The 17,676-nt window shown below is 70.5% G+C and carries 24 protein-coding genes, 1 pseudogene and 1 riboswitch; of the genes and pseudogenes, 10 read left to right on the forward strand and 15 right to left on the reverse strand.

The genetic code is table 11. The annotated features are described in order from the left end of the window. Both BN11_RS22340 and BN11_RS02350 read left to right on the forward strand, forming a co-directional pair. Positions 1 to 285: pseudogene (locus BN11_RS22340) on the forward strand (hypothetical protein); the annotation flags it as partial. Beyond that, positions 255 to 1,049, forward strand: a complete 795-nt coding sequence (locus BN11_RS02350; RefSeq protein ID WP_053083974.1) for an MFS transporter — start codon at positions 255 to 257, stop codon at positions 1,047 to 1,049. The pseudogene BN11_RS22340 and the gene BN11_RS02350, both read left to right, overlap by 31 nt. Positions 1,050 to 1,102: 53 nt before the next feature. Here the strand turns inward: BN11_RS02350 and BN11_RS02355 are convergent, their stop codons facing one another. The 5 genes from BN11_RS02355 to BN11_RS24975 form a co-directional block, all read right to left on the reverse strand. After that, positions 1,103 to 1,720, reverse strand: coding sequence for a PH domain-containing protein (locus BN11_RS02355; protein ID WP_083433461.1), 618 nt, complete (start codon positions 1,718 to 1,720; stop codon positions 1,103 to 1,105). Continuing rightward, complete coding sequence (gene hisG, locus BN11_RS02360) at positions 1,717 to 2,562, reverse strand: ATP phosphoribosyltransferase (RefSeq protein ID WP_048693969.1); 846 nt, start codon at positions 2,560 to 2,562, stop codon at positions 1,717 to 1,719. Before hisG ends, BN11_RS02355 begins: the two co-directional genes overlap by 4 nt. 13 nt (positions 2,563 to 2,575) lie before the next feature. Beyond that, entirely contained in the window at positions 2,576 to 2,839 is a 264-nt protein-coding gene (locus BN11_RS02365; protein WP_048693973.1) for a phosphoribosyl-ATP diphosphatase, read from the reverse strand. A 105-nt stretch (positions 2,840 to 2,944) separates the two neighbouring features. Further along, positions 2,945 to 3,343 (reverse strand): universal stress protein, encoded by a 399-nt coding sequence (locus tag BN11_RS02370; protein ID WP_048693976.1) that lies wholly within the window; start codon positions 3,341 to 3,343, stop codon positions 2,945 to 2,947. A 1-nt stretch (position 3,344) separates the two neighbouring features. Further along, positions 3,345 to 3,776 carry a tripartite tricarboxylate transporter permease gene (locus BN11_RS24975; RefSeq protein ID WP_048693978.1) on the reverse strand — a complete coding sequence of 144 codons (432 nt, stop codon included), beginning with the start codon at positions 3,774 to 3,776 and terminating at the stop codon, positions 3,345 to 3,347. 48 nt (positions 3,777 to 3,824) lie between these two features. Between BN11_RS24975 and BN11_RS24980 the strand changes: the two genes are divergently transcribed. Beyond that, positions 3,825 to 4,292: a helix-turn-helix domain-containing protein gene (locus tag BN11_RS24980; RefSeq protein ID WP_235435634.1), complete on the forward strand. Its 468-nt coding sequence runs from the start codon at positions 3,825 to 3,827 to the stop codon at positions 4,290 to 4,292. A 127-nt stretch (positions 4,293 to 4,419) separates the two neighbouring features. Continuing rightward, on the forward strand, positions 4,420 to 4,656 hold the full coding sequence (locus BN11_RS02385; protein ID WP_048693981.1) for a hypothetical protein: 237 nt from the start codon (positions 4,420 to 4,422) through the stop codon (positions 4,654 to 4,656). A gap of 26 nt (positions 4,657 to 4,682) precedes the next feature. On the opposite strand, the gene BN11_RS02390 is transcribed toward BN11_RS02385, so the two are convergent. Genes BN11_RS02390 through BN11_RS02400 form a run of 3 tightly spaced genes read right to left on the reverse strand, consistent with a single transcriptional unit; the run spans position 4,683 to position 7,055 of the window. Beyond that, positions 4,683 to 5,609 carry an ADP-dependent NAD(P)H-hydrate dehydratase gene (locus BN11_RS02390; protein ID WP_235435330.1) on the reverse strand — a complete coding sequence of 309 codons (927 nt, stop codon included), beginning with the start codon at positions 5,607 to 5,609 and terminating at the stop codon, positions 4,683 to 4,685. Next, the gene (locus BN11_RS02395) at positions 5,606 to 6,349 is read right to left on the reverse strand and encodes a histidine phosphatase family protein (RefSeq protein ID WP_048693984.1); all 744 of its coding nucleotides are present in this window, start codon (positions 6,347 to 6,349) and stop codon (positions 5,606 to 5,608) included. Before BN11_RS02395 ends, BN11_RS02390 begins: the two co-directional genes overlap by 4 nt. 49 nt (positions 6,350 to 6,398) lie before the next feature. After that, positions 6,399 to 7,055 carry a GntR family transcriptional regulator gene (locus BN11_RS02400; RefSeq protein WP_048693987.1) on the reverse strand — a complete coding sequence of 219 codons (657 nt, stop codon included), beginning with the start codon at positions 7,053 to 7,055 and terminating at the stop codon, positions 6,399 to 6,401. Between BN11_RS02400 and BN11_RS02405 the strand changes: the two genes are divergently transcribed. Continuing rightward, positions 6,962 to 7,393: an aldehyde dehydrogenase family protein gene (locus BN11_RS02405; RefSeq protein WP_268807146.1), complete on the forward strand. Its 432-nt coding sequence runs from the start codon at positions 6,962 to 6,964 to the stop codon at positions 7,391 to 7,393. The genes BN11_RS02400 and BN11_RS02405 overlap by 94 nt on opposite strands. Before the next feature lie 39 nt (positions 7,394 to 7,432). On the opposite strand, the gene BN11_RS02410 is transcribed toward BN11_RS02405, so the two are convergent. Beyond that, complete coding sequence (locus tag BN11_RS02410) at positions 7,433 to 8,197, reverse strand: nicotinamide mononucleotide transporter family protein (RefSeq protein WP_048693994.1); 765 nt, start codon at positions 8,195 to 8,197, stop codon at positions 7,433 to 7,435. A 120-nt stretch (positions 8,198 to 8,317) separates the two neighbouring features. Further along, positions 8,318 to 8,446, reverse strand: a riboswitch (FMN riboswitch). 192 nt (positions 8,447 to 8,638) lie between these two features. Between BN11_RS02410 and BN11_RS02415 the strand changes: the two genes are divergently transcribed. The 3 genes from BN11_RS02415 (at position 8,639) to BN11_RS02425 (ending at position 10,683) form a co-directional block, all read left to right on the forward strand. Beyond that, positions 8,639 to 9,001: a GatB/YqeY domain-containing protein gene (locus BN11_RS02415; protein WP_201329197.1), complete on the forward strand. Its 363-nt coding sequence runs from the start codon at positions 8,639 to 8,641 to the stop codon at positions 8,999 to 9,001. 37 nt (positions 9,002 to 9,038) lie between these two features. Then, positions 9,039 to 9,767: a histidine phosphatase family protein gene (locus tag BN11_RS02420; protein WP_048693998.1), complete on the forward strand. Its 729-nt coding sequence runs from the start codon at positions 9,039 to 9,041 to the stop codon at positions 9,765 to 9,767. A 589-nt stretch (positions 9,768 to 10,356) separates the two neighbouring features. Then, the gene (locus BN11_RS02425) at positions 10,357 to 10,683 is read left to right on the forward strand and encodes an alpha/beta fold hydrolase (RefSeq protein WP_157043932.1); all 327 of its coding nucleotides are present in this window, start codon (positions 10,357 to 10,359) and stop codon (positions 10,681 to 10,683) included. A gap of 148 nt (positions 10,684 to 10,831) precedes the next feature. On the opposite strand, the gene rpe is transcribed toward BN11_RS02425, so the two are convergent. Continuing rightward, positions 10,832 to 11,488 (reverse strand): ribulose-phosphate 3-epimerase, encoded by a 657-nt coding sequence (gene rpe / locus BN11_RS02430; RefSeq protein ID WP_048694004.1) that lies wholly within the window; start codon positions 11,486 to 11,488, stop codon positions 10,832 to 10,834. A gap of 25 nt (positions 11,489 to 11,513) precedes the next feature. Beyond that, positions 11,514 to 13,151 (reverse strand): RsmB/NOP family class I SAM-dependent RNA methyltransferase, encoded by a 1,638-nt coding sequence (locus tag BN11_RS02435; RefSeq protein ID WP_157043933.1) that lies wholly within the window; start codon positions 13,149 to 13,151, stop codon positions 11,514 to 11,516. Between the two features lie 46 nt (positions 13,152 to 13,197). Between BN11_RS02435 and BN11_RS02440 the strand changes: the two genes are divergently transcribed. Further along, the gene (locus tag BN11_RS02440) at positions 13,198 to 13,890 is read left to right on the forward strand and encodes a M15 family metallopeptidase (RefSeq protein ID WP_201329198.1); all 693 of its coding nucleotides are present in this window, start codon (positions 13,198 to 13,200) and stop codon (positions 13,888 to 13,890) included. 18 nt (positions 13,891 to 13,908) lie between these two features. After that, positions 13,909 to 14,625 carry an alpha/beta fold hydrolase gene (locus BN11_RS02445; RefSeq protein ID WP_048694009.1) on the forward strand — a complete coding sequence of 239 codons (717 nt, stop codon included), beginning with the start codon at positions 13,909 to 13,911 and terminating at the stop codon, positions 14,623 to 14,625. A 48-nt stretch (positions 14,626 to 14,673) separates the two neighbouring features. Here the strand turns inward: BN11_RS02445 and fmt are convergent, their stop codons facing one another. The 4 genes from fmt to BN11_RS23360 all read right to left on the reverse strand — a co-directional run. Beyond that, positions 14,674 to 15,639 (reverse strand): methionyl-tRNA formyltransferase, encoded by a 966-nt coding sequence (gene fmt, locus BN11_RS02450; RefSeq protein ID WP_048694013.1) that lies wholly within the window; start codon positions 15,637 to 15,639, stop codon positions 14,674 to 14,676. Between the two features lie 17 nt (positions 15,640 to 15,656). Beyond that, positions 15,657 to 16,202: a peptide deformylase gene (def, locus tag BN11_RS02455; RefSeq protein WP_048694018.1), complete on the reverse strand. Its 546-nt coding sequence runs from the start codon at positions 16,200 to 16,202 to the stop codon at positions 15,657 to 15,659. Positions 16,203 to 16,334: 132 nt separating this feature from the next. Beyond that, complete coding sequence (locus BN11_RS02460) at positions 16,335 to 17,315, reverse strand: hypothetical protein (RefSeq protein ID WP_048694021.1); 981 nt, start codon at positions 17,313 to 17,315, stop codon at positions 16,335 to 16,337. Between the two features lie 174 nt (positions 17,316 to 17,489). Then, on the reverse strand, positions 17,490 to 17,676 hold a 187-nt coding region (locus tag BN11_RS23360; RefSeq protein WP_201329199.1), incomplete at its 5' end, for a hypothetical protein.

Raw genomic sequence — 17,676 nt, forward strand, 5'->3', positions numbered from 1 at the left:
GCGCTGACGGCGCTGCCGGTGTTGTGTATGGGAGTGTTCGCGCCGCTCGCCCACCGGCTCGCCGCGCGCCTCGGGTCGGCGACGCCGATCTCCGCCGGGGTGCTCGCCATCGCCGTCGGCTCCGCGCTGCGCGCCTACGGCACCCACACCTGGCCACTGTATGCCGGGACCCTCCTCGCGGGGTCGGCATCGCCATCGCCGGGACCCTCCTGCCCGGCCTGGTCCAGCACCTGTTCCCGCCGCACCGGGCGGGCGTGGTCACCGGCGCGTACATGTTCGCGATGATGGCCGCCGCCGGTCTCGCCTCCGCGGTCAGCGTGCCGCTCGCCGACGCCCTCGACTCCTGGGCCCTCGCCCTCGCCGTGTGGGCCCTGCCCGCGCTCTCCGGGCTGCTGCTGTGGCTACCGCTGTCCCGGCGCGTGCACCATACGGCTCCTCGGGTGGACGCCGACGACGAGGCGGCGGTGACACACCGCCTCCCCCTGCGCCACGCGACCGCGGTGACCCTGACGGCATACCTCGCGCTGCAGTCGTGGCAGTTCTACTCCGCGCTCGCCTGGCTCGCCCCGACATATGTCGACCACGACTGGACCCGGGCCCGCGCGGGCTATCTGCTGTCGGTGTTCACCGCCACGCAGATGGTGGCGGGATTCGTCGCGCCGGCGCTCGCCGACCGGGTCCGCGATCGCCGGCTGCTGCTCCTGCCGGCCGTCGCGTTCGCCCTCGCGGGCGAACTGGGGGTGCTGCTCGCCCCGGACGCCGCGCCCTGGGTATGGAGCGCGTTGCTCGGTCTCGGCCAGGGTGCCGCGTTCGCGCTCGGGCTGGTGCTCCTGGTGAGCTACGCCGCGAGTCCCGCCGCGAGCGCGCGGCTGTCGGCGATGGGTCTCGGGATCGGGTATGCCGTGGCCGCCTTCGGCCCGACGGTCATGGGTGTCGTGCGCGACGCCGCGGGCGGATTCCGCGCGGTATGGCTGGTGCTGAGCGTTCTCCTGATCGTGCAAGTGGTCGTCACCACGCGCCTGGGCCCGGACCTCGAGCCGGTCCGCTGACCCAGGCCGCGCGGCGGGTTGTCGCGCCGCTCGGCGGCCGAACCGCCCGTCTGTCACAAGATGGGCGATGATCCCGCCCCGATCGCCCACGTCGTGACACCGACGCGGTCCTGGTGTCCGGAGTCGGGGGATGCGGCCGCTTGGATACCCCATCTCGTGACACCCCGCGGACAAGCGGGCACGCCGCCGACTAGCCCGCCTAGCCCGGCGTCTGCCCGCCCTGTCGGCGGGGGGACCAGGGCGGCGAGCCGATGGGCTTCTGCCACACCGAATTCCCCGTCGGCGCGCTGGATCGCCATGACGGCGATCGTCTCGCCCTCGACCATCTCGGCCTGCACCCACGGCTCGCCCCCGCCGAAGCGGACATCCTCGATGTGCGACCAGGGCAGCGTCTGGGTGAGCATCAGGTTGCGCACCTTGAGGCCGTCCTCCTGGGGCCAGGCGGCGATGCGGGTATAGCGATACATCAAGGCCGCGATGGCCAGCCCGAGCCCCCAGACCATGAGCTTGTCCAACGGCCCCCACCGGCCGCCGGAGTCGGGGCCGGGCAGGAGGAGCGCGATGACACCGAACAGCACGATCGCGGCAACGGCGGCGGACAACGCCATGCGGCGGCCGCGCCGCGGGACGAACGGAGCGTCGGGGGCAGGGGTCGTGTCGTGCGCGTTCATAGCCGGCAGGCGCTGATCTCGGTGACCAGGATGGCCCGGGCACCGAGGTCGTAGAGGGCATCCATGACCCGGTTGGTCTGGGCCCGCGGGACCATGGCGCGCACGGCCAGCCAGTCGGGATTGTGCATCGGCGAGACCGTCGGGCTCTCCAGGCCCGGGGTCAGCCGGCAGGCCGCGTCGACGAGAGCGGCGGGGCAGTCGTAATCGAGCATGACGTAGTGGCGCGCCGTCACGACGCCGACGAGCCGGCGTCGGACGACCTCGAACTGTTGCGCTTCGCTGGTGCCGGGCCGGCGGATCAGGACGGCCTCGGACTTCAGGATCGGCTCGCCGAACGGCGCCAGCCCCTGCGCGCGCAGTGTGGTGCCGGTCTCCACGACGTCGGCGATGACGTCGGCCACGCCGAGCGTGATGGCGGTCTCGACCGCCCCGTCGAGGCGCACCACGTCCGCCTGCACCCCCGCCTGCGCCAGGTGTTTGGTGACCAGCCCCGGGTATGACGTGGCGACCCGCCGGCCCGCGATCGCGGCGACGTCGGTGACATCGCCGGCGCGGGCGGCATACCGGAAGGTCGAGGCACCGAAGCCGAGCGGCATGACCTCCTCGGCCCCCGACCCGGCGTCGAGCAGCAGATCGCGGCCGGTGATCCCGGCGTCGACGGTGCCCGAGCCGACATAGACGGCGATGTCGCGGGGGCGGAGGTAGAAGAACTCGACGTCGTTGTCGACGTCGGAGACGACCAGTTCTTTGCTGTCGCGGCGGGTGCGATATCCCGCCTCGCGCAGCATCTCGACCGCGGACTCCGAAAGGGAACCCTTGTTGGGGACGGCGAAGCGCAGCATACGAAAACCCGTCCTAGAGATAGGTGTAGACGTCGTCGGGGGTGACGCCGGTGGCGAGCATGAGGACCTGCAGGTGATAGAGCAGCTGGCTGATCTCTTCGGCCGTCTTGTCCCGGCCCTCGTATTCCGCGGCCATCCAGACCTCGGCTGCCTCTTCGACGATCTTCTTGCCGATCGCATGCACGCCGGCGTCGAGGGCGGCGACGGTGCCCGACCCCTCCGGACGCTCGACCGCTTTGGCGGCCAACTCGGCATACAGCTGATCGAAGGTCTTCACGGGCACCAAGGGTAAGCGCGACCACCGACATGCCGAACGCCGCCGCCCACGAGGTGGACGACGGCGCTCTGTTAGGTCTTTTTGGTGCGGCGCTCTGCCGCGTGGTCAGCGCGTGGCCTTCGCGCTCACGACGGGACAGTCGGCCTCGAGCAGGATGCGCTGGGCCTGGCTGCCGAGGATGAGCTTGCCGACCGGGGTGCGCCGGCGCAGGCCGATGACGATGAGCTCGGCGTTGACCTGTTCGGCGACATCGATCACGGCGTCCGAGGCGTCCTTGCCGCCCGTCACCGACTGACTGATCTCGAACTCGACGCCGGAGGCGGCGAGCGTGGTGGTCAGCTCATCCAGGTCCGCGTCACCGGCGTAGCGGCGATCGACCAGCGAGTTGCCGCTGCTGGTGTTGAGGACCACCAGCCGGGTGTCGCGGCGGCGGGCCTCCTCGATCGCGAAATCGATTGCGGCGCGCCCTTCGGTCGTGGGCACATAGCCCACGACGACGGCCATATCAGTTGCCTCCTTCGAAATTGGCGTGGCTGACCTCGAGCGGAGCCTGGCCGCGGGCGGCGCGGCGGCGCTCGATGACGATCGGCACGATGACGATCAGCGCGCTGATGACATAGATGAGGATAGAGAAGGGGGTGTTGACCAGGCCTTTGAGGGAGCCGTTACTGATCTGGAGGGCCTGGCGGAACTCGTACTCGAACATCGGGCCGAGGATGACGCCGACGATCGTCGGGAGGACCGGCAGGCCGAAGCGGCGCATCAGGAAGCCGAGGGCACCGATGATGAGCAGCAGCCAGAGGTCGGTCGACGAGCCGTTGGCGGCATAGGCGCCGATCGCCGCGAAGAAGAGGATTGCGGCATACAGGTAGGGGCGCGGGATCAGCAGCAGACGGGCCCACACGCCGGCCAGGGGCAGGTTGAGCACGAGCAGCATTGCGTTGCCGATGAACAGGCTGGCGATCAGGCCCCAGACGAGTTCGGCGTGCGCCGGCCCGCGGGGGTGGGCCCCGACGTGCTCATGCTGTCGGCCGCCCGGGACATCGAGACGCTGCGGGTCGCCCAACAGGCCGGGGCCTTCCACTACCTGATCAAGCCGTTCGACATCCACGCGCTGCGACTGCGATTGAGCGAGTATGCGGTTTTCCGCAGCCAGGTCGACGCGGTCACCGAGGCCCACCAGGACGACGTCGACCGGCTCTTCCGGCCCGGCCAGGTCCGCATCGGCAAGGAGCCCCCCAAGGGCATCAGCAACGAGACGATCGACCTGGTCGTCAAGGCGCTCCGCGATGTCGCCGAGGACATCTCGGCACAGGAGTGCGCCGAGGCGGTAGGCCTGTCGCGCTCGAGTGCGCGCCGCTATCTCGAACACCTCGTCGACTCCGGGCGCGCACAGGTCCGTCACCGCTATGGGGCCACCGGCCGCCCCGATCGGCGCTACAGTCCGCTCTGACCCCGGTCCCTGTCCCAGCGTCGGCGCGTGAGCGCCTTGGCTCCGCGGCTGCCAGCGATGTGGCGGCGCATTGCCTCCTCGGCCGCCTCAGCATCCCCGTCGATGACGTGGTGAGGATCCTGCCCCGTTGATCCTCTCCCCCACCGACCGCGCCCGCCTCGGCGTCATCCGGCCGGGCGACGAATTCGACATCGACGCCGACGCGGCCGGTCTTCGCCCGGGCGACGATGTCGCGCTGACAGTTCGCCGTGCTGCGGGTGACGTCATCCAGCCCGCCCTAACGGCGGCGGTGGAGACGACCGCGGAGGCCACCCTGCTGCGGGCCGGCGGCGCCATCCCCTTCATCCTGCGTGAGTTCTCCTGACACCGCCGTCGGAGGAGCCTGCCGACTCAGTCCCCGCGCAGCAACCGCAACGCCCGCGGCAGTTGCGGGAGCAGTTCTCCTGCAAGGTAACCCACGCGACCGAACTCCGTCGCCAACCGGTCACCCGCTGAAGCGTGGATGTAGGTAGCCCACAGCATCGCGGGCAAGGGGGCCACGCCGCGGGTCACCAGCCCGACGACGGCACCGGCGAGCACGTCACCGCTGCCGGAGGTCCCGAGTCCCGTGTCGCCGGTGGTGATGCGCCAGACACCACCGTCCGCGGTGATCCAGCCGCCGCAACTGACGATCGCGCCGAACTCCTCCCCCACCTGCAGCGCAGCAGCGGGCACATCGTCCTCGTCCAACTCCGTGCGCCTCGCCAGCCGGGCGAGCTCATTCGTGTTGGGGGTCAGCAAGGTTCGACCCGCCAACGCCTTCCTGCAGCCGTCGGCGACATCGGGGAGAACCGTCGCGCCGAAGGCGTCCAGGACGATGGCCCGGTCGGCGGCATACACCGGCACCACCTCCTCGAGCAGGCGGATGGTGCCGGCCGGATCGTCCAGCCCCGGGCCGACGAGCAGCCCATCGGCGTGCTCGAGTTCCGGCGCGAGGATGTCGGCTGCACCCGCCCCGGTGACGGACCCGGACGCCGACTCGCGCAGCCCATGCACGCCCGACTCCGGGATCGCCACAGCCACCTGCGCTGCAACGCTTTCGGCGACAGCGAGGCTGAGGCGGCCGGCCCCCATACGCAACGCCGCCAGGCCGCCGAGCATCGCGCCGCCGGGCGTCTTGCGGGCGCCACCGACGACCACCACCCGGCCGCGGCCGAGCTTGGTCCCTGTCGGCTCCGGCAGCGGCCATTCGCGCAGCAGCGCCGGGGTGACCAGACGCGGTGCGTCTGCCGTCCCAGCGCTCGCGTGCTCGGGGATACCCCTCGGGGAACCGCTCACGTCGCCCCCACCTCGTCGGAGGCGCCGGGCTGGCTGGTGACCGCCACCCCGGCGTCGCGGAGGTGGGAGTCCTCGTTGTATGCCGTGACGGTCCAGCCGGTCGCGGAGTCCTCGTCGCGGCGGATCCGGCAGATGGCCGCATTGCGCAACCCATTGGTGGTGGCGCGCTCGAGCACCGCCTTCTCGTCCATGCCTTCGGCGACATAACAGAAGAGCAGGATGACGACATCGTGGGCGGTGACGAGGACGCGATCGTGCTTCTCGCTGTTGGCGAGATCGGTCAGGACCGAGCGCACCCGGAAGGCCACGTCCGCCCATGACTCACCACCCGGCGGGCGGTAGTAGAACTTGCCGATCCACGCCCGGCGCTTGGCCTCCTCCGGATACTTCGCCCGGATGCCTGCCCCGGTCAGCATGTCGGTGATGCCCATGTCGCGGTCGCGCAGCCGCTCGTCGACGCGGAAGTCGAGTTCGGCGTCATACGCATGCAGCGCGATCTCGGCCGTCTCCCGCGCTCGCTGATAAGGGCTGGTCCACACGATGCCGGGGCGCTCGTCCGCGGGCAGGGCGCTGAGATAGGCGCCGACGGCCGCGGCCTGGGTGCGGCCGGTCTCGGACAACATGACGTCCGGGTCGCGGGCCGGCGCCGCGATCTGCTCGAGCCGGTCGCGATCTGCCGCCTCGGCCGCGACATTGCCCTCGGACTGGCCGTGTCGGACCAGGATCAGCTCTACTGCCATGCCCGGATCATAGGTACCCGGTGTCGGCGCGTGGGGCGGGAACGTCGCCTCAGAATCGCTGGGCGCGCAGCCGTCCGGCGATCGAGGCGAGGGCGGTGTCCCGAGCGGCGAGAACATGGGACTCGGCCGCGGATCGGGCAGTCGCGGCGTCGCCTGCGCGCAGCGCCTCCACGATCCGCCGGTGCTCATCCAGAGCGGCTTCGCGGCGTTTCTGGGTCTCGTTCGTGTAGTGGCGATACCGGGACATCTGGGCATCGACCTGGCTGTGCAGCTTCGTGGCCCAATCGTTTCCGGCGATCTCGGCGATGGCCAGATGCAGTCCGTGGCCCGCTTCCGCGGCCTCCTGCGGGAGATCGACGAGGCGCGCATTGCGTTCCACAAGCGATTCGAGGCGGGTGACCGCGGCGGCGTCGACGCGAGTGGCGGCGCAGGCGGCCATCAGCCCCTCCAATGCGGCACGCACGGCATACAGCTCCTCGATGTCACGGGCCGAGACCCCCCGGACCACGACTCCGCCTGTCGGGAGCTGGTCGAGCAACCCCTCGGCCATGAGCAGGCGCACGGCCTCCCGATAGGGGGTGCGGCTGACCCCGAGATCGGCCGCGAGCGCCGATTCGTGCAAGCGCTCACCCGGAGCCAGCTCCTCCTGGAGGATTCGCCGGCGCAACTCCTGATAGACGGCGTGGCTGCCGGACGGCCTGCGCATCGGCCCGGTCGGAAGTCACTCCTGGCATGGCCGCCTTCGACGAGGAGACCTTCGGCCCCGTCGCAGCCATCACCGCGGCCCGTGACGACGACCACGCCGTCGAACTCGCCAACTCCACCGACTACGGCCTCGGCCTGTCGGTGTGGAGCGGCGCGACCGAACATGCGGTTGCCGTGGCCCGCCGCATCACCAGCGGTGCGGCCTTCGTCAACGCGATCGTCGCCAGCGACCCACGCGTGCCCTTCGGGGGCACCAAGCGATCAGGGTATGGCCGCGAACTCGCCGACGCCGGCCTGCTCGCCTTCACCAACACCCGCACCTTCTGGGTAGCGAGCTGACCTCGGCGTCCTTCGACCTCACCCTCCTCGACGTGGCGGCTAACCGGCGGCGGTGGGGACGGCCTCGCGGTCCTGGGCGGTCGGGGCCTCCTGGCGGGAGGCCTTGACCCACTGGGTGAAGCCATAGATCACGAAGAGGCCGTAGAAGGAGTACATGACCGCGGTCGGGACGTAGTTCGTCGCGAACCCGAGCGGCACGCCGACCAGATCGACACCGATCCACGCCAGCCAGAACTCGTTCCAGCCGCGGGCCATGGCGAAGGTCGCGATGAAGCTGCCGACGAAGATCCAGGCGTCGCACCAGTAGTACCACCACTGCGGGGTCCAGTACGGGTTGGGCGAGAGGTTCCACAGCCAGACGAAGACCTGGTGGGCGACGACGGTGGCGAGCAGCCAACCGACGACCAGCGCGATGCGCTCACGGGTGGTCGCCCAGCGAGGCGTGATGGCCGGGGCGTCGCTGGCCGCACCTCGTGCCTTGCGGATGGCGTTCCACCGCCACCAGCCATAGATGCTGGTGGCAATGAAGAAGATCTGCCGCCCGGCCTGCCCGAACAGCGGGATGCGTTCGTCCGCGGCGACCAGGGCCCCGATGTAGACGAAGAAGAGCATGATGTTGGCGGTGATCCCGACCGGCCACGCCCAGACGCGGCGTTTCATGCCGAAATAGGCGGAGACGACGCCGATGAGGACCCCGATCAACTCGAGGTAATGCAGTTGGTATTTCCCGATGGGGATGGCGGCCTCGATGAGCCGCTGGAAGATGTTCTGGTCCGCGGCGGCGGCCATGACGAGCGATGACATGTGGTGTTCGTCCTTCGGTGTTCGGTGCTATCGCTGGACGAACTCCGGGGGACCTGCACCTTCAGGCGGGAGCCGCGCGCCGACGCCTACTGACGCCGACGGGGCGGAACCGCCTTCGGTTGCGTGCTGCCTACCATCCGGACTTTCACCGTCGGTCCCGGAATTACACCGGGTCCACCGCTGACTGGCTGCCAACGGGTCGTGGACTATCACCACCGGTTCGGAATTACACCGACCCCGGAGCACGTGGTCCTACTAATACCACCCTTGCGCCCACCCGTCCTCACCTGCCCGTATGGCGACCCTCACCTCTCCCTGGTCCGGTCACGATTCGACGCCGGAAGGTTCGGTGGCCCGTCAACCCCAACAGCAGGTGCGTGGAGGCTCTGCGGCCCGATAAGTGCGTGCACAAGGTCGTCATCACGCCGTAGATTCCCTCGGGTGACTTCCCCGACGGCTCCGGTCCGCGACCGGCTGCGCGCCGCACTCGGCGTGGCGATGAAGGCCCGCGACCGAGAGCGGGTGAGTGCGCTGCGATCGGCGCTCGCACGGATCGAGAACGCCGAAGCGGTGCCGCTCACGGAGGACTTCCGGGCGGGTGCGGTGGAGAACGCCGCTCTCGGCGTCGGGGCGGCTGATGCAGCTCGGCGCGACCTGTCCGAGCGAGAGCAGCGCTCCCTCGTCCAGGCGGAGGCCGACGAAGCGGATGCCGCTGCGGCGCAAGTGGAGTCGCTCGATCCGGACCGGGCCGACCGGCTGCGCCGGACTGCGGCGGACTTGCGCGCTCTCGTCTGCGCCGGATGAGGCGGTGTCCGCGACGGCATGTGGTGGGATGTGAATCGTGCGTCTGATCCTGATCCGTCACGGGCAGTCCGGCAACAACCTCATCTGGGAGCAAACCGGCGGCTCCGTGGGCCGGCACCCGGATACCCCGCTCACCGACCGTGGACATGAGCAGGCGCGAAAGCTGGCTGCGGCCGTCGCGGACGGTGTCTTGCCCTGGCGGATCGGGGCGCTCTACTGCAGCCTGATGACCCGCGCCGTGCAGACCGCCGCGCCGCTCGCCGATGCCCTGGACCTGCCCTTGGGCCATCTCGACATCTTCGAGTCCGACGGGCCGTATGACGAGGACCCCGCCACCGGCGCCCGCACACCCCATGCCGGGGCCGGTCGCACCGCGCTGCTCGGCCTCTCGCGGAGACTGGAACTCGCCGACGATGTCGACGAAAGCGGTTGGTGGAGAGGGGATGTCGAGAATGCTGACGGACGGTTGGCCCGCGCGACGCGCGTTCTGGAGGAGGTGCGCCAGCGGCATACCAGCCTCTGGCCGACGGACTCGGGCACTGCCGGAGGGTCCGCGGCTCGCGACGCCGTCGCGCTCGTGACCCACGGCCACTTCACGCAGTATCTCCTGCGCGCCTTCCTGAGCATCGACACGATCGGCGGCTGGATCGACATCGACAACACCTCGGTGACCCTGCTCGAGGAGCAGGCGGCCTACGGCAACACACCCGTTGCCGTGCGGATCAACTGGACCCCGCACCTGACCGAGGCCGAGCGCACCACCTGATGCCGCTCTTGGCCGGTTGGTGGAGCAGTCCACGACGAGCCCTCGCCAATGGCTGCCGGTCCGGGCAGGATGGACAGGTGCAACCCAATCGGGCTCACCGCTACTGGCACGTCATTGTCTGCTGTGGCGCGCTGGTGCTGGTGGCCGGGTGCGGGTCGCCGGATTCGGGGTCGTCATCGACACCTTCGCCGGTGTCAACCTCCGCGTCGACGCTCGCCGACAGCACTGCACCCACCCAGCCGGCGCCGGGAAGTGCCACGCAGGCCACGGAGACTCCGGATCTCGGCGACCGCTGCGGCACCCCGCTGCGCGCGTCGACGCCCCTGTGGATGGGCAGCGGGCCGGACCGCCTTCACGGCGTCGCAGGCTGACGCGGCGCGCTCGGGGTCGTCCTCATCCACGGATCGGGACGACGCGGGCTGTGCACCTGGGCCGCCGAGTCGAGTGGATGGCCGATGAGGACCTGACGGTTCTCGCCTACGACTAAGCCTGTGTCGGGGAGAGCGGTTGCGACGCGGCGGTGCAGGAACTGCACGGTCTTGACCTTGCCGTGGCGCAGATCAGAAAGCGTGGGGCCGAAAGGGTCGTCGTGATCGGGGCTTCCGCCGGTGGCCCTCGGGCCATTGCCGTCGCCGCGGACCCGCCGGAGGGCGTCGTGGCAGTGGTGGCGCTGTCACCGGCACGCGCGTGGGATCAGGCTCCGGCCGTCGTGCCACTGCTCATCGTCGCCGACCCAGCCGACTCCTCCGTGGATGAGGACCGGGTCCGGGCCGCCGTCGATGAGGCTCCCACCCTGGTCACGTACGTGTCGGCCCCCGGAGAGGGCCACGCGCAACAGCTGCTCTATGACGTGGACGACGGGCCGTCCAAAGTCCGATCTCAGGTCATGGGTTTCGTAAAGTCCCTACGGCCCTAGGCATCGGCGTGCGTCCTCGGCGAGAACCTCGATCCCGAACACGTCGAGGGGACCGGGCGGCATACCCGTCCATCCCCGTCGCCGCGCACGTCGATGGGACACCGCACCTGCCCCTGGCCTAGCACACGACCGCGGATCAGGCTCGCTGTCAATGTGGGTGGGCCGCAACAAGTTCGCGCAGGTGGGCGATATTGGCGGCTGCGTCGTCGGCGTTGTAGACGGCCGACCCGGCGACGAAGACGTCGGCGCCGGCCTCGACGCACTGCTCGATCGTCGAGGCGGATACGCCGCCGTCGACCTGGATCCACACCTCTCCCCCGAACCGGCGCACGGCCTCCCGAACCTCGCGCACCTTCGGCATCTGGTCGGCCATGAACGCCTGACCCCCGAAGCCCGGCTCGACCGTCATGACGAGCACCATGTCGAGTTCGGGCAACAGGTCGGCATACGGCGCCCACGGCGTGCCCGGCTTCAGCGCCATCGACGCCCGTGCGCCGAGCGCACGCAAATTCTTTGCGAGAGTGCGGGGTTCGCGCGCCGCCTCGATGTGGAAAGTGACCGACTTGGCGCCCAGCTCGGCGTACATCGGCGCCCAACGATCCGGGTCCTCGATCATCAGGTGGGTGTCGATCGGCACCGGGCTGACCTCGACGAGCCGCTTGACGACCGGCAGGCCGATGGTCAGATTGGGCACGAAATGCCCGTCCATGACGTCGACGTGTGCCCAATCGGCCGTGGCGATGGCGTCGAGTTCGCTCTCGAGATTGGCGAAGTCGGCGGACAGGATGCTCGGTGAGATCTGCACCCGTCCAGCCTATCGACGGCCGGCGTCAGCCCTGCTTGCGCAGCAGTGCCAGGAACATCCCGTCCGTGCCGTGGTCATGGGGCCACAGCTGGACATCGGGGCCGGCCCCGAGCGTCCCGCCCCATCCGCAGGTGACCTCCTCGACGACCGGCCGGGCGTCGAGGTGCTCGATATCGGACCGCTTCTTGAGCACGTCCCCGACGACGAAGGTGGTCTCGGCGAGGTGCGGGCTGCACGTCGCATACACCGCCACGCCCCCGGGGGCGAGGGCGTCGAGGGCGCTGGCGAGCAGCTCGCGCTGCAAAGATCCCAGTGCGGCTAGATCGGAGGGCTGGCGGCGCCAGCGCGCCTCCGGGCGGCGCCGGAGCGCGCCAAGTCCGGTGCACGGGGCGTCGATGAGGATCCGGTCGTATGCCGCGGGCTCGTCCACTCCGTAGTCTCGCCCGTCCCCGGTGCGGACCTCGAGCGTCAGGCCGACTCCCTCCGCACGCTCGCTCGCCACTCGCAGCGTCGCGGCGACCAGTTCCGCTCGGTGCGGCTGAACCTCGTTGGCGACCAGGTCCGCTCGCTGCTCGATCGCGAGCGCGGCGAGCAAACCCGCCTTGCCTCCGGGGCCGGCGCACAGGTCCAGCCAGCGTTCGCGCCCGCGAGCCGCTCTGACGAGGGGTGCGGCCGCGAGCGTGAGGGCGACGACCTGCGAACCCGCGTCCTGCACCGCCGCGCGGCCGTCACGGACGGCTGCCACTTGGCCCGGGTCACCGCTGGGCAACAACGCGGCTGTCGGCACGTGCGGGTGCGCCGTTGCTCCGTCGACGGCCAACTCCTCGACCGTCACCAACCCGGGGCGCGCGACCAGGTTGACCTCCGCCGCAGCGTTGTCGGCCGCCAGCACCGCCGCCAGGTCGGCATCGACAGTCGCCGGCGTCGACGCGCCATGCCCCAGGAGCGCCTGCCGCAACGCCTTGGCGATCCACTCGGGGTGTGAGTGCTGGATGGCCGCTTTCGTGGTCGCGTCGGCGTCGGCCGGCACGATCCGGGTCAGCCACTCCTCGAGATCGGCCTCGCTGATCCGGCGCAAGACCGCGTTGACGAGGCCGGCCGCTCCTGCCCCGTTGACCTGGCGCGCCAGCGCGACGGACGTGTCGGCGGCCGCGTGCGGTGGCACCCGCATACCCAGCAGTTGATGGGCACCGAGCCGCAGCGTGTCGAGGACTCCCCCGTCGATGCGCGCGATCGGCCGGTCCGCTGCGATCTCGATGATGCGGTCATAGATGCCGCGCAATCGTGTTGCGCCGTATGTCAGTTCGGTCGCGAACGCGGCATCCCGCCCGCTCAGGCGCCGCTGGCGCAATTCCTTGGGCAGGTCGAGATTGGCGTAGCCGCCGGAGGCGACGGAGCGCATGACCGTGTAGGCCGCCAGCCGCGCGGGGTCACCGGTGCGGCCACGTTGGCTCGGGCGCTGGGCGGACCTTTGCCCGTGAGGGCGCGCGCTTCCTTCCGGCGGCCGGCCACCTCGGCCGCGTCCGCCACCTCCGGATCGGTCGCGATCGCCACGGCGCCCATCTGCGCGGCTCCCGTCGCCGCGCCCACGCTGCTCACTCACGGGCCAGAAGCCTAAGGGTCGACGCGCGTGTGCGGCGTGGCGCCCACGGAAACCTCGCATACCCGGTATACGTTGTCTTCGGCATGAACCGATGTGGAGGGTCCTTGTGACGACGACGAGCGACGAGATCGAACTGCGCGATCCCTACGCGAACGCCTACAACCCGGCGGCCGAGCGCGAACGCGCCCGCCAGTCCACCCACGGCGCGCCGCGGAAGCAACGCGAGCGCCGGCGGGGATGGGCGACTGCGGCGGCAATCGGCATACCGCTGCTCGTCATGGGCGGCATCGGCGCGGCGGTGATCAACGGTTACAACGACGCCCTCGCCGCTCGCGAGGAGGCCGCCAGCCCGTCGACCACGGCCGCGGATGCTCAGGCCGGCCCCAGCGACCACGCCCCCACCGGTCCCGACGTCGGGACGACGGGCCTGGACGCCCAGCTCACCCGGGCCATCACCCGCGCCCGCGAGGCCGCTGCCGCGGAGGGCGTCACCATCGACATCACCTCCGGCGCCCGCACCGCCGAGCAGCAGCAGGTGCTCTTCGACAATGCCGTGGCGAAATATGGGTCTGCAGCCGAGGCCTCGAAATGGGTTCTGCCACCGGACAAGTCGAACCACGTGCTCGGCAAGGCGGTCGATGTAGGCCCCTATGCCGCCGCGGTGTGGCTGCAGAAGAATGGCGTCAAGTTCGGCCTGTGCCAGGCCTACGCCAACGAGTACTGGCATTTCGAGGTCCTCGCCCCGGCGAAGGGGCAGAAGTGCCCGGCGCCCGTCGCCAACGCGGCCGCGGGCGGTTGACGCAGGCACAATGACAAGGTGCCCGACGTCCGCCTGATCCTGCTGCACGGCACCCAACTCAACTCCGCCCAGTGGCTCGGGTATGCCGACCTGCTCGGCCCCCGGATCGAACTGGTGACGCCCGATCTGCCGGCCCACGGCATACGACGCGACGAGCCGTTCACGTGGGAGTCGACGATGGCGCTCGTCGACGCGGCGGTCGCTGGGACCGATCTCCCGGTGGTGCTGGGCGGGCACAGCCTCGGCGGCTACCTCGCCGCAGCGTATGCCGCGGACCACCCCACCCGCCTCGCCGGGCTTGCCCTGCTGGGCGCCGCCGGCGAACCGGGCGGTATGGGGTCGGCGAGCTACCGCACGATCGCGCGGATCAACCGCCGGCTCGGGCCGGCGCGAATGACCCGCATCCTCGACTTCGACCTGCGCAAACTCGGCACCCCGCCAGCCATGGCAGACGCCCTCCTGGCCCGCGGCTACGCCTTCGACGGCGTGACGCCCGCCTGGTCGCTGATCACGGAGAAGTGCAGCTCGAGCCAGCTCGCCGAGGTGACCTGCCCGATCCTGTTGTGCGCCGGGCAATTCGACCAGTTGCGGATGCACACGCGCCGGTATGCCGCGGCCGCCCGCTCCTCCTCCGACGTCCGGGTGGTCACGATCCCCCGCGCCAGCCATGCCTTCCCGCTCACCCACGCCGGCCAGACCGCCGCGGAGTTGCGCCGCCTCTGCCGCGTCGAGTGAGTCGTTGAGTCCGACATCTGACGACCCCGCGCGCGCCGGGTGTCGGACTTAGCCGGCGCTCTCGGCCGGGCGGGTGGAAGCCGAGTTCCCCAGTCGTTCGCCAGGCTCGATGCGCACGCCTCGGGCCCAGTCGGCGGCCGGCATCGGTTTCTTGCCCAGCGGCTGGACCTGGCCTAGGGTGACGGGGACGGTGGCCGTGCCCACCTCGACGGCGGACTTGCTCGCGCGCAATTCCCCCGGGGCCAGTGGGGAGTCCGACCCAGCCGCGACCGTCACGGGGTAAAGCTTGAGGCGCTCGCCACGGAAGGTCGTCCAGGCCCCTGGGGCGGGGGTGCAGCCCCGGATCCGCCGGTCCACCGCCAGCGCCGAGTGGGTGAAGTCGATGCGGGCGTCCGCGACATCGAGTTTGGGCGCCAGGCTGACGCCGTCGGTGGGCTGCGGGACGGGCACGAGTTCACCGCGGGCGATCCCGTCGACGGTCGCGACCAACAGGCCGGCGCCCGCATCCGCGAGCCGGCCGAGCAGGTCGCCGGAGGTGTCGGTCGGGCGCACCGGCTCGGTCAGCGACCCGTAGACCGGCCCGGTGTCCAACCCTGCCTCGATCAGGAAGGTCGAGGCGCCCGTGATCTCGTCGCCCGCGATCACGGCGTGCTGCACCGGCGCCGCGCCCCGCCATGCCGGCAAAAGTGAGAAGTGGAGATTCACCCAGCCGTGACGGGGCACGTCGAGCGCCGCCTGCGGGATGAGGTTGCCGTAGGCGACCACGGGGCACAGGTCCGGCTCGGCGGCCCGCAGGCGACTGAGGAAGTCCTGGTCGCTAAGCCGGGCCGGCTCCCACACCTCCAGCCTCAACTCCAGAGCCCGAGCCTTCACCGGCGAGGGGATCAGTTTGCGGCCCCGCCCGGCGGGGGCGTCGGGGCGGGTGATCACTGCCGCGATCACGTGCTCGGTTGCCGCGAGGGCATCGAGGGCCGGCAGGGCCACGTCGGGCGTGCCCGCGAAGATCAGTCGCATCTAGATCGCACCCCGGTTCACAACGCTTGGCCGAACGTCGAGTGCGGTGAGACCTTGACGACCGGTGGCCCACCCGGCCCCCACTCCGCCTCCCGGATCGCCCTCATCGCGAGCTTGCGGGTCTCCCGGTCGAGCCGGTCGATGAAGAGGATGCCGTCGAGATGGTCGGTCTCGTGCTGGATGGCGCGGGCGAGCAACTCGGTGCCCTCGAGGAAGACCGGCTCGCCCCACATGTTCATGCCGCGCGCCACCACATTGAGTGATCTCTTTGTGTCATAACGCAATTCGGGGAAGGACAGGCAGCCTTCGGGTCCATCCTGCTCCTCCTCGCCCAGCGCGAGCTCGGGGTTGATGAGGTGACCGACGATATCGTCGACGTGATAGACGAAGACCCGCAGCCCCACCCCGATCTGCGGGGCCGCGAGCCCGGCACCGGGAGCGTCGAGCATGGTGTCGGTCAGGTCCTGGACGAGGGTGCGCAGTTCCTTGTCGAAGTCGACGACCTCGTCCGCGCGGGTGCGCAGCACGGGGTCGCCGAAGAGGCGGATGGGCTGGACGGGCACCCCGGAAGTGTATGCGGGTGCCGCCCATGCCTCGTGGCCCCACCGCGGCCCAACCGCGGACCCCCGACTACATGAAGTCCACGATGTGCTGCCGCCCCCGCTCGAGCGCCGCCACGTGCGGACGTCGTGTCGTCAGTGGCCCGCCCTCGCGGATACCGGCGCCAGGATCAGCCAGGCAGAGACCGCGGTCACGCGGCGCGGTCGCGGATGATCGGAGCGCCTGGGGGCATGTCCGGCAACGGCATACCGTCTTCCGTCGCGAGCCAGGTCTCGATCACCCACCGCACCCAGGCCGGCTTGTACATCACGTCCGGCCACACGAAGCTCAGGCTGCGCCAGCCGTACATCCCCAGCTCGGTGTGACGACGCACGTGCCGCTGGAAACCCTCCTTCGTCCCGTGAAACTCCAAGCCCTGCCTCCAAGGCCAGCTTCCGGTCACGGTCCCCGATGTCGACCACCGCGAACAGACCCGGCTTGGCAACCTGCAGCTGCGGAACCAGGTGCAGCCCGTCGATCTCGGAAGCGATGGCCCGCAGCACCGACTCGAACGGATTCTCCGCGCGCCCGTCCGCCGCAAGCAAGACCCGCCGAACGCGGGCCGCCCCAGCGCCCTTGCTCCGACTGGCAGCGGTGCGGAGTTCTGCGATGGTGAGGTCGCGAGATCTCAGAGCCGAATCCGCGACGGCCAAGGCCTCGTCGAACGGGAGCAGCCGGACGCAATCGATCACAGTGCGTAGCGGCGCCGTGATTCCCTCGGCGCGCTCCTCTTCGGTGACCTTCGCCCAGGAGATGTGGGCGGCCTGGGCGCGCAGGTCGCGCAGGTCGGAACCGGCCTTGCGCCCCGGCGTCACGATCAGCCATGGCTTGTCCGGAACCCACTTGACCTTCCAATCGCGAGCCAGCGCCGCACTCAGGACGCCAAGGATCGCCGAGTGTTCGTGGGCGAAGGCGCGCTGGTCGTCCACTTCGGGGACCACATAGCGGTTGCGGCCGGGCCGGCGCACCTCGCCCCGCCGAACTGCCGCCGCGATCTGGCGTTTGGTGTGGCGCGCGCACAATGGGCTGCGGATGGCGAATCCGCCCAACTCACGCACACTGCCGACCACGGACATGCCATGCACTCTGTCGTCATTCGGCCGATCCGGCCAGCGATCCGGCGCTCCCCTGTGGACAACCCGGGCCGCCGACGACACGAACTCGCAGTCAAGGCGCGATCCCCCGTTGGCGATCCAGTCCCACAGGGACTTCCTGTAGTTGGCGGACCGCTGCGCACGCCCTGCCTGCGGTCAGTCGGGGTCGGTCAGGCCGACTCGGATCCGCAGCGAGTCGGGCTCCTTGCGGGCGCTGCGTTCGGCCCGCACGGCGCGCAGTGCCGTGGCCATCGCATCGGCGTCCGCGGGCTGGGCCCGCAACAGCAGACGGTATGCCGCCGCCTCACCCTCACCTGCCGCCGCCCGCACCGTGGCCGGGGCC

The organism is Nostocoides australiense Ben110 (assembly GCF_001050535.1).
Classification (GTDB): domain Bacteria; phylum Actinomycetota; class Actinomycetes; order Actinomycetales; family Dermatophilaceae; genus Nostocoides_A; species Nostocoides_A australiense.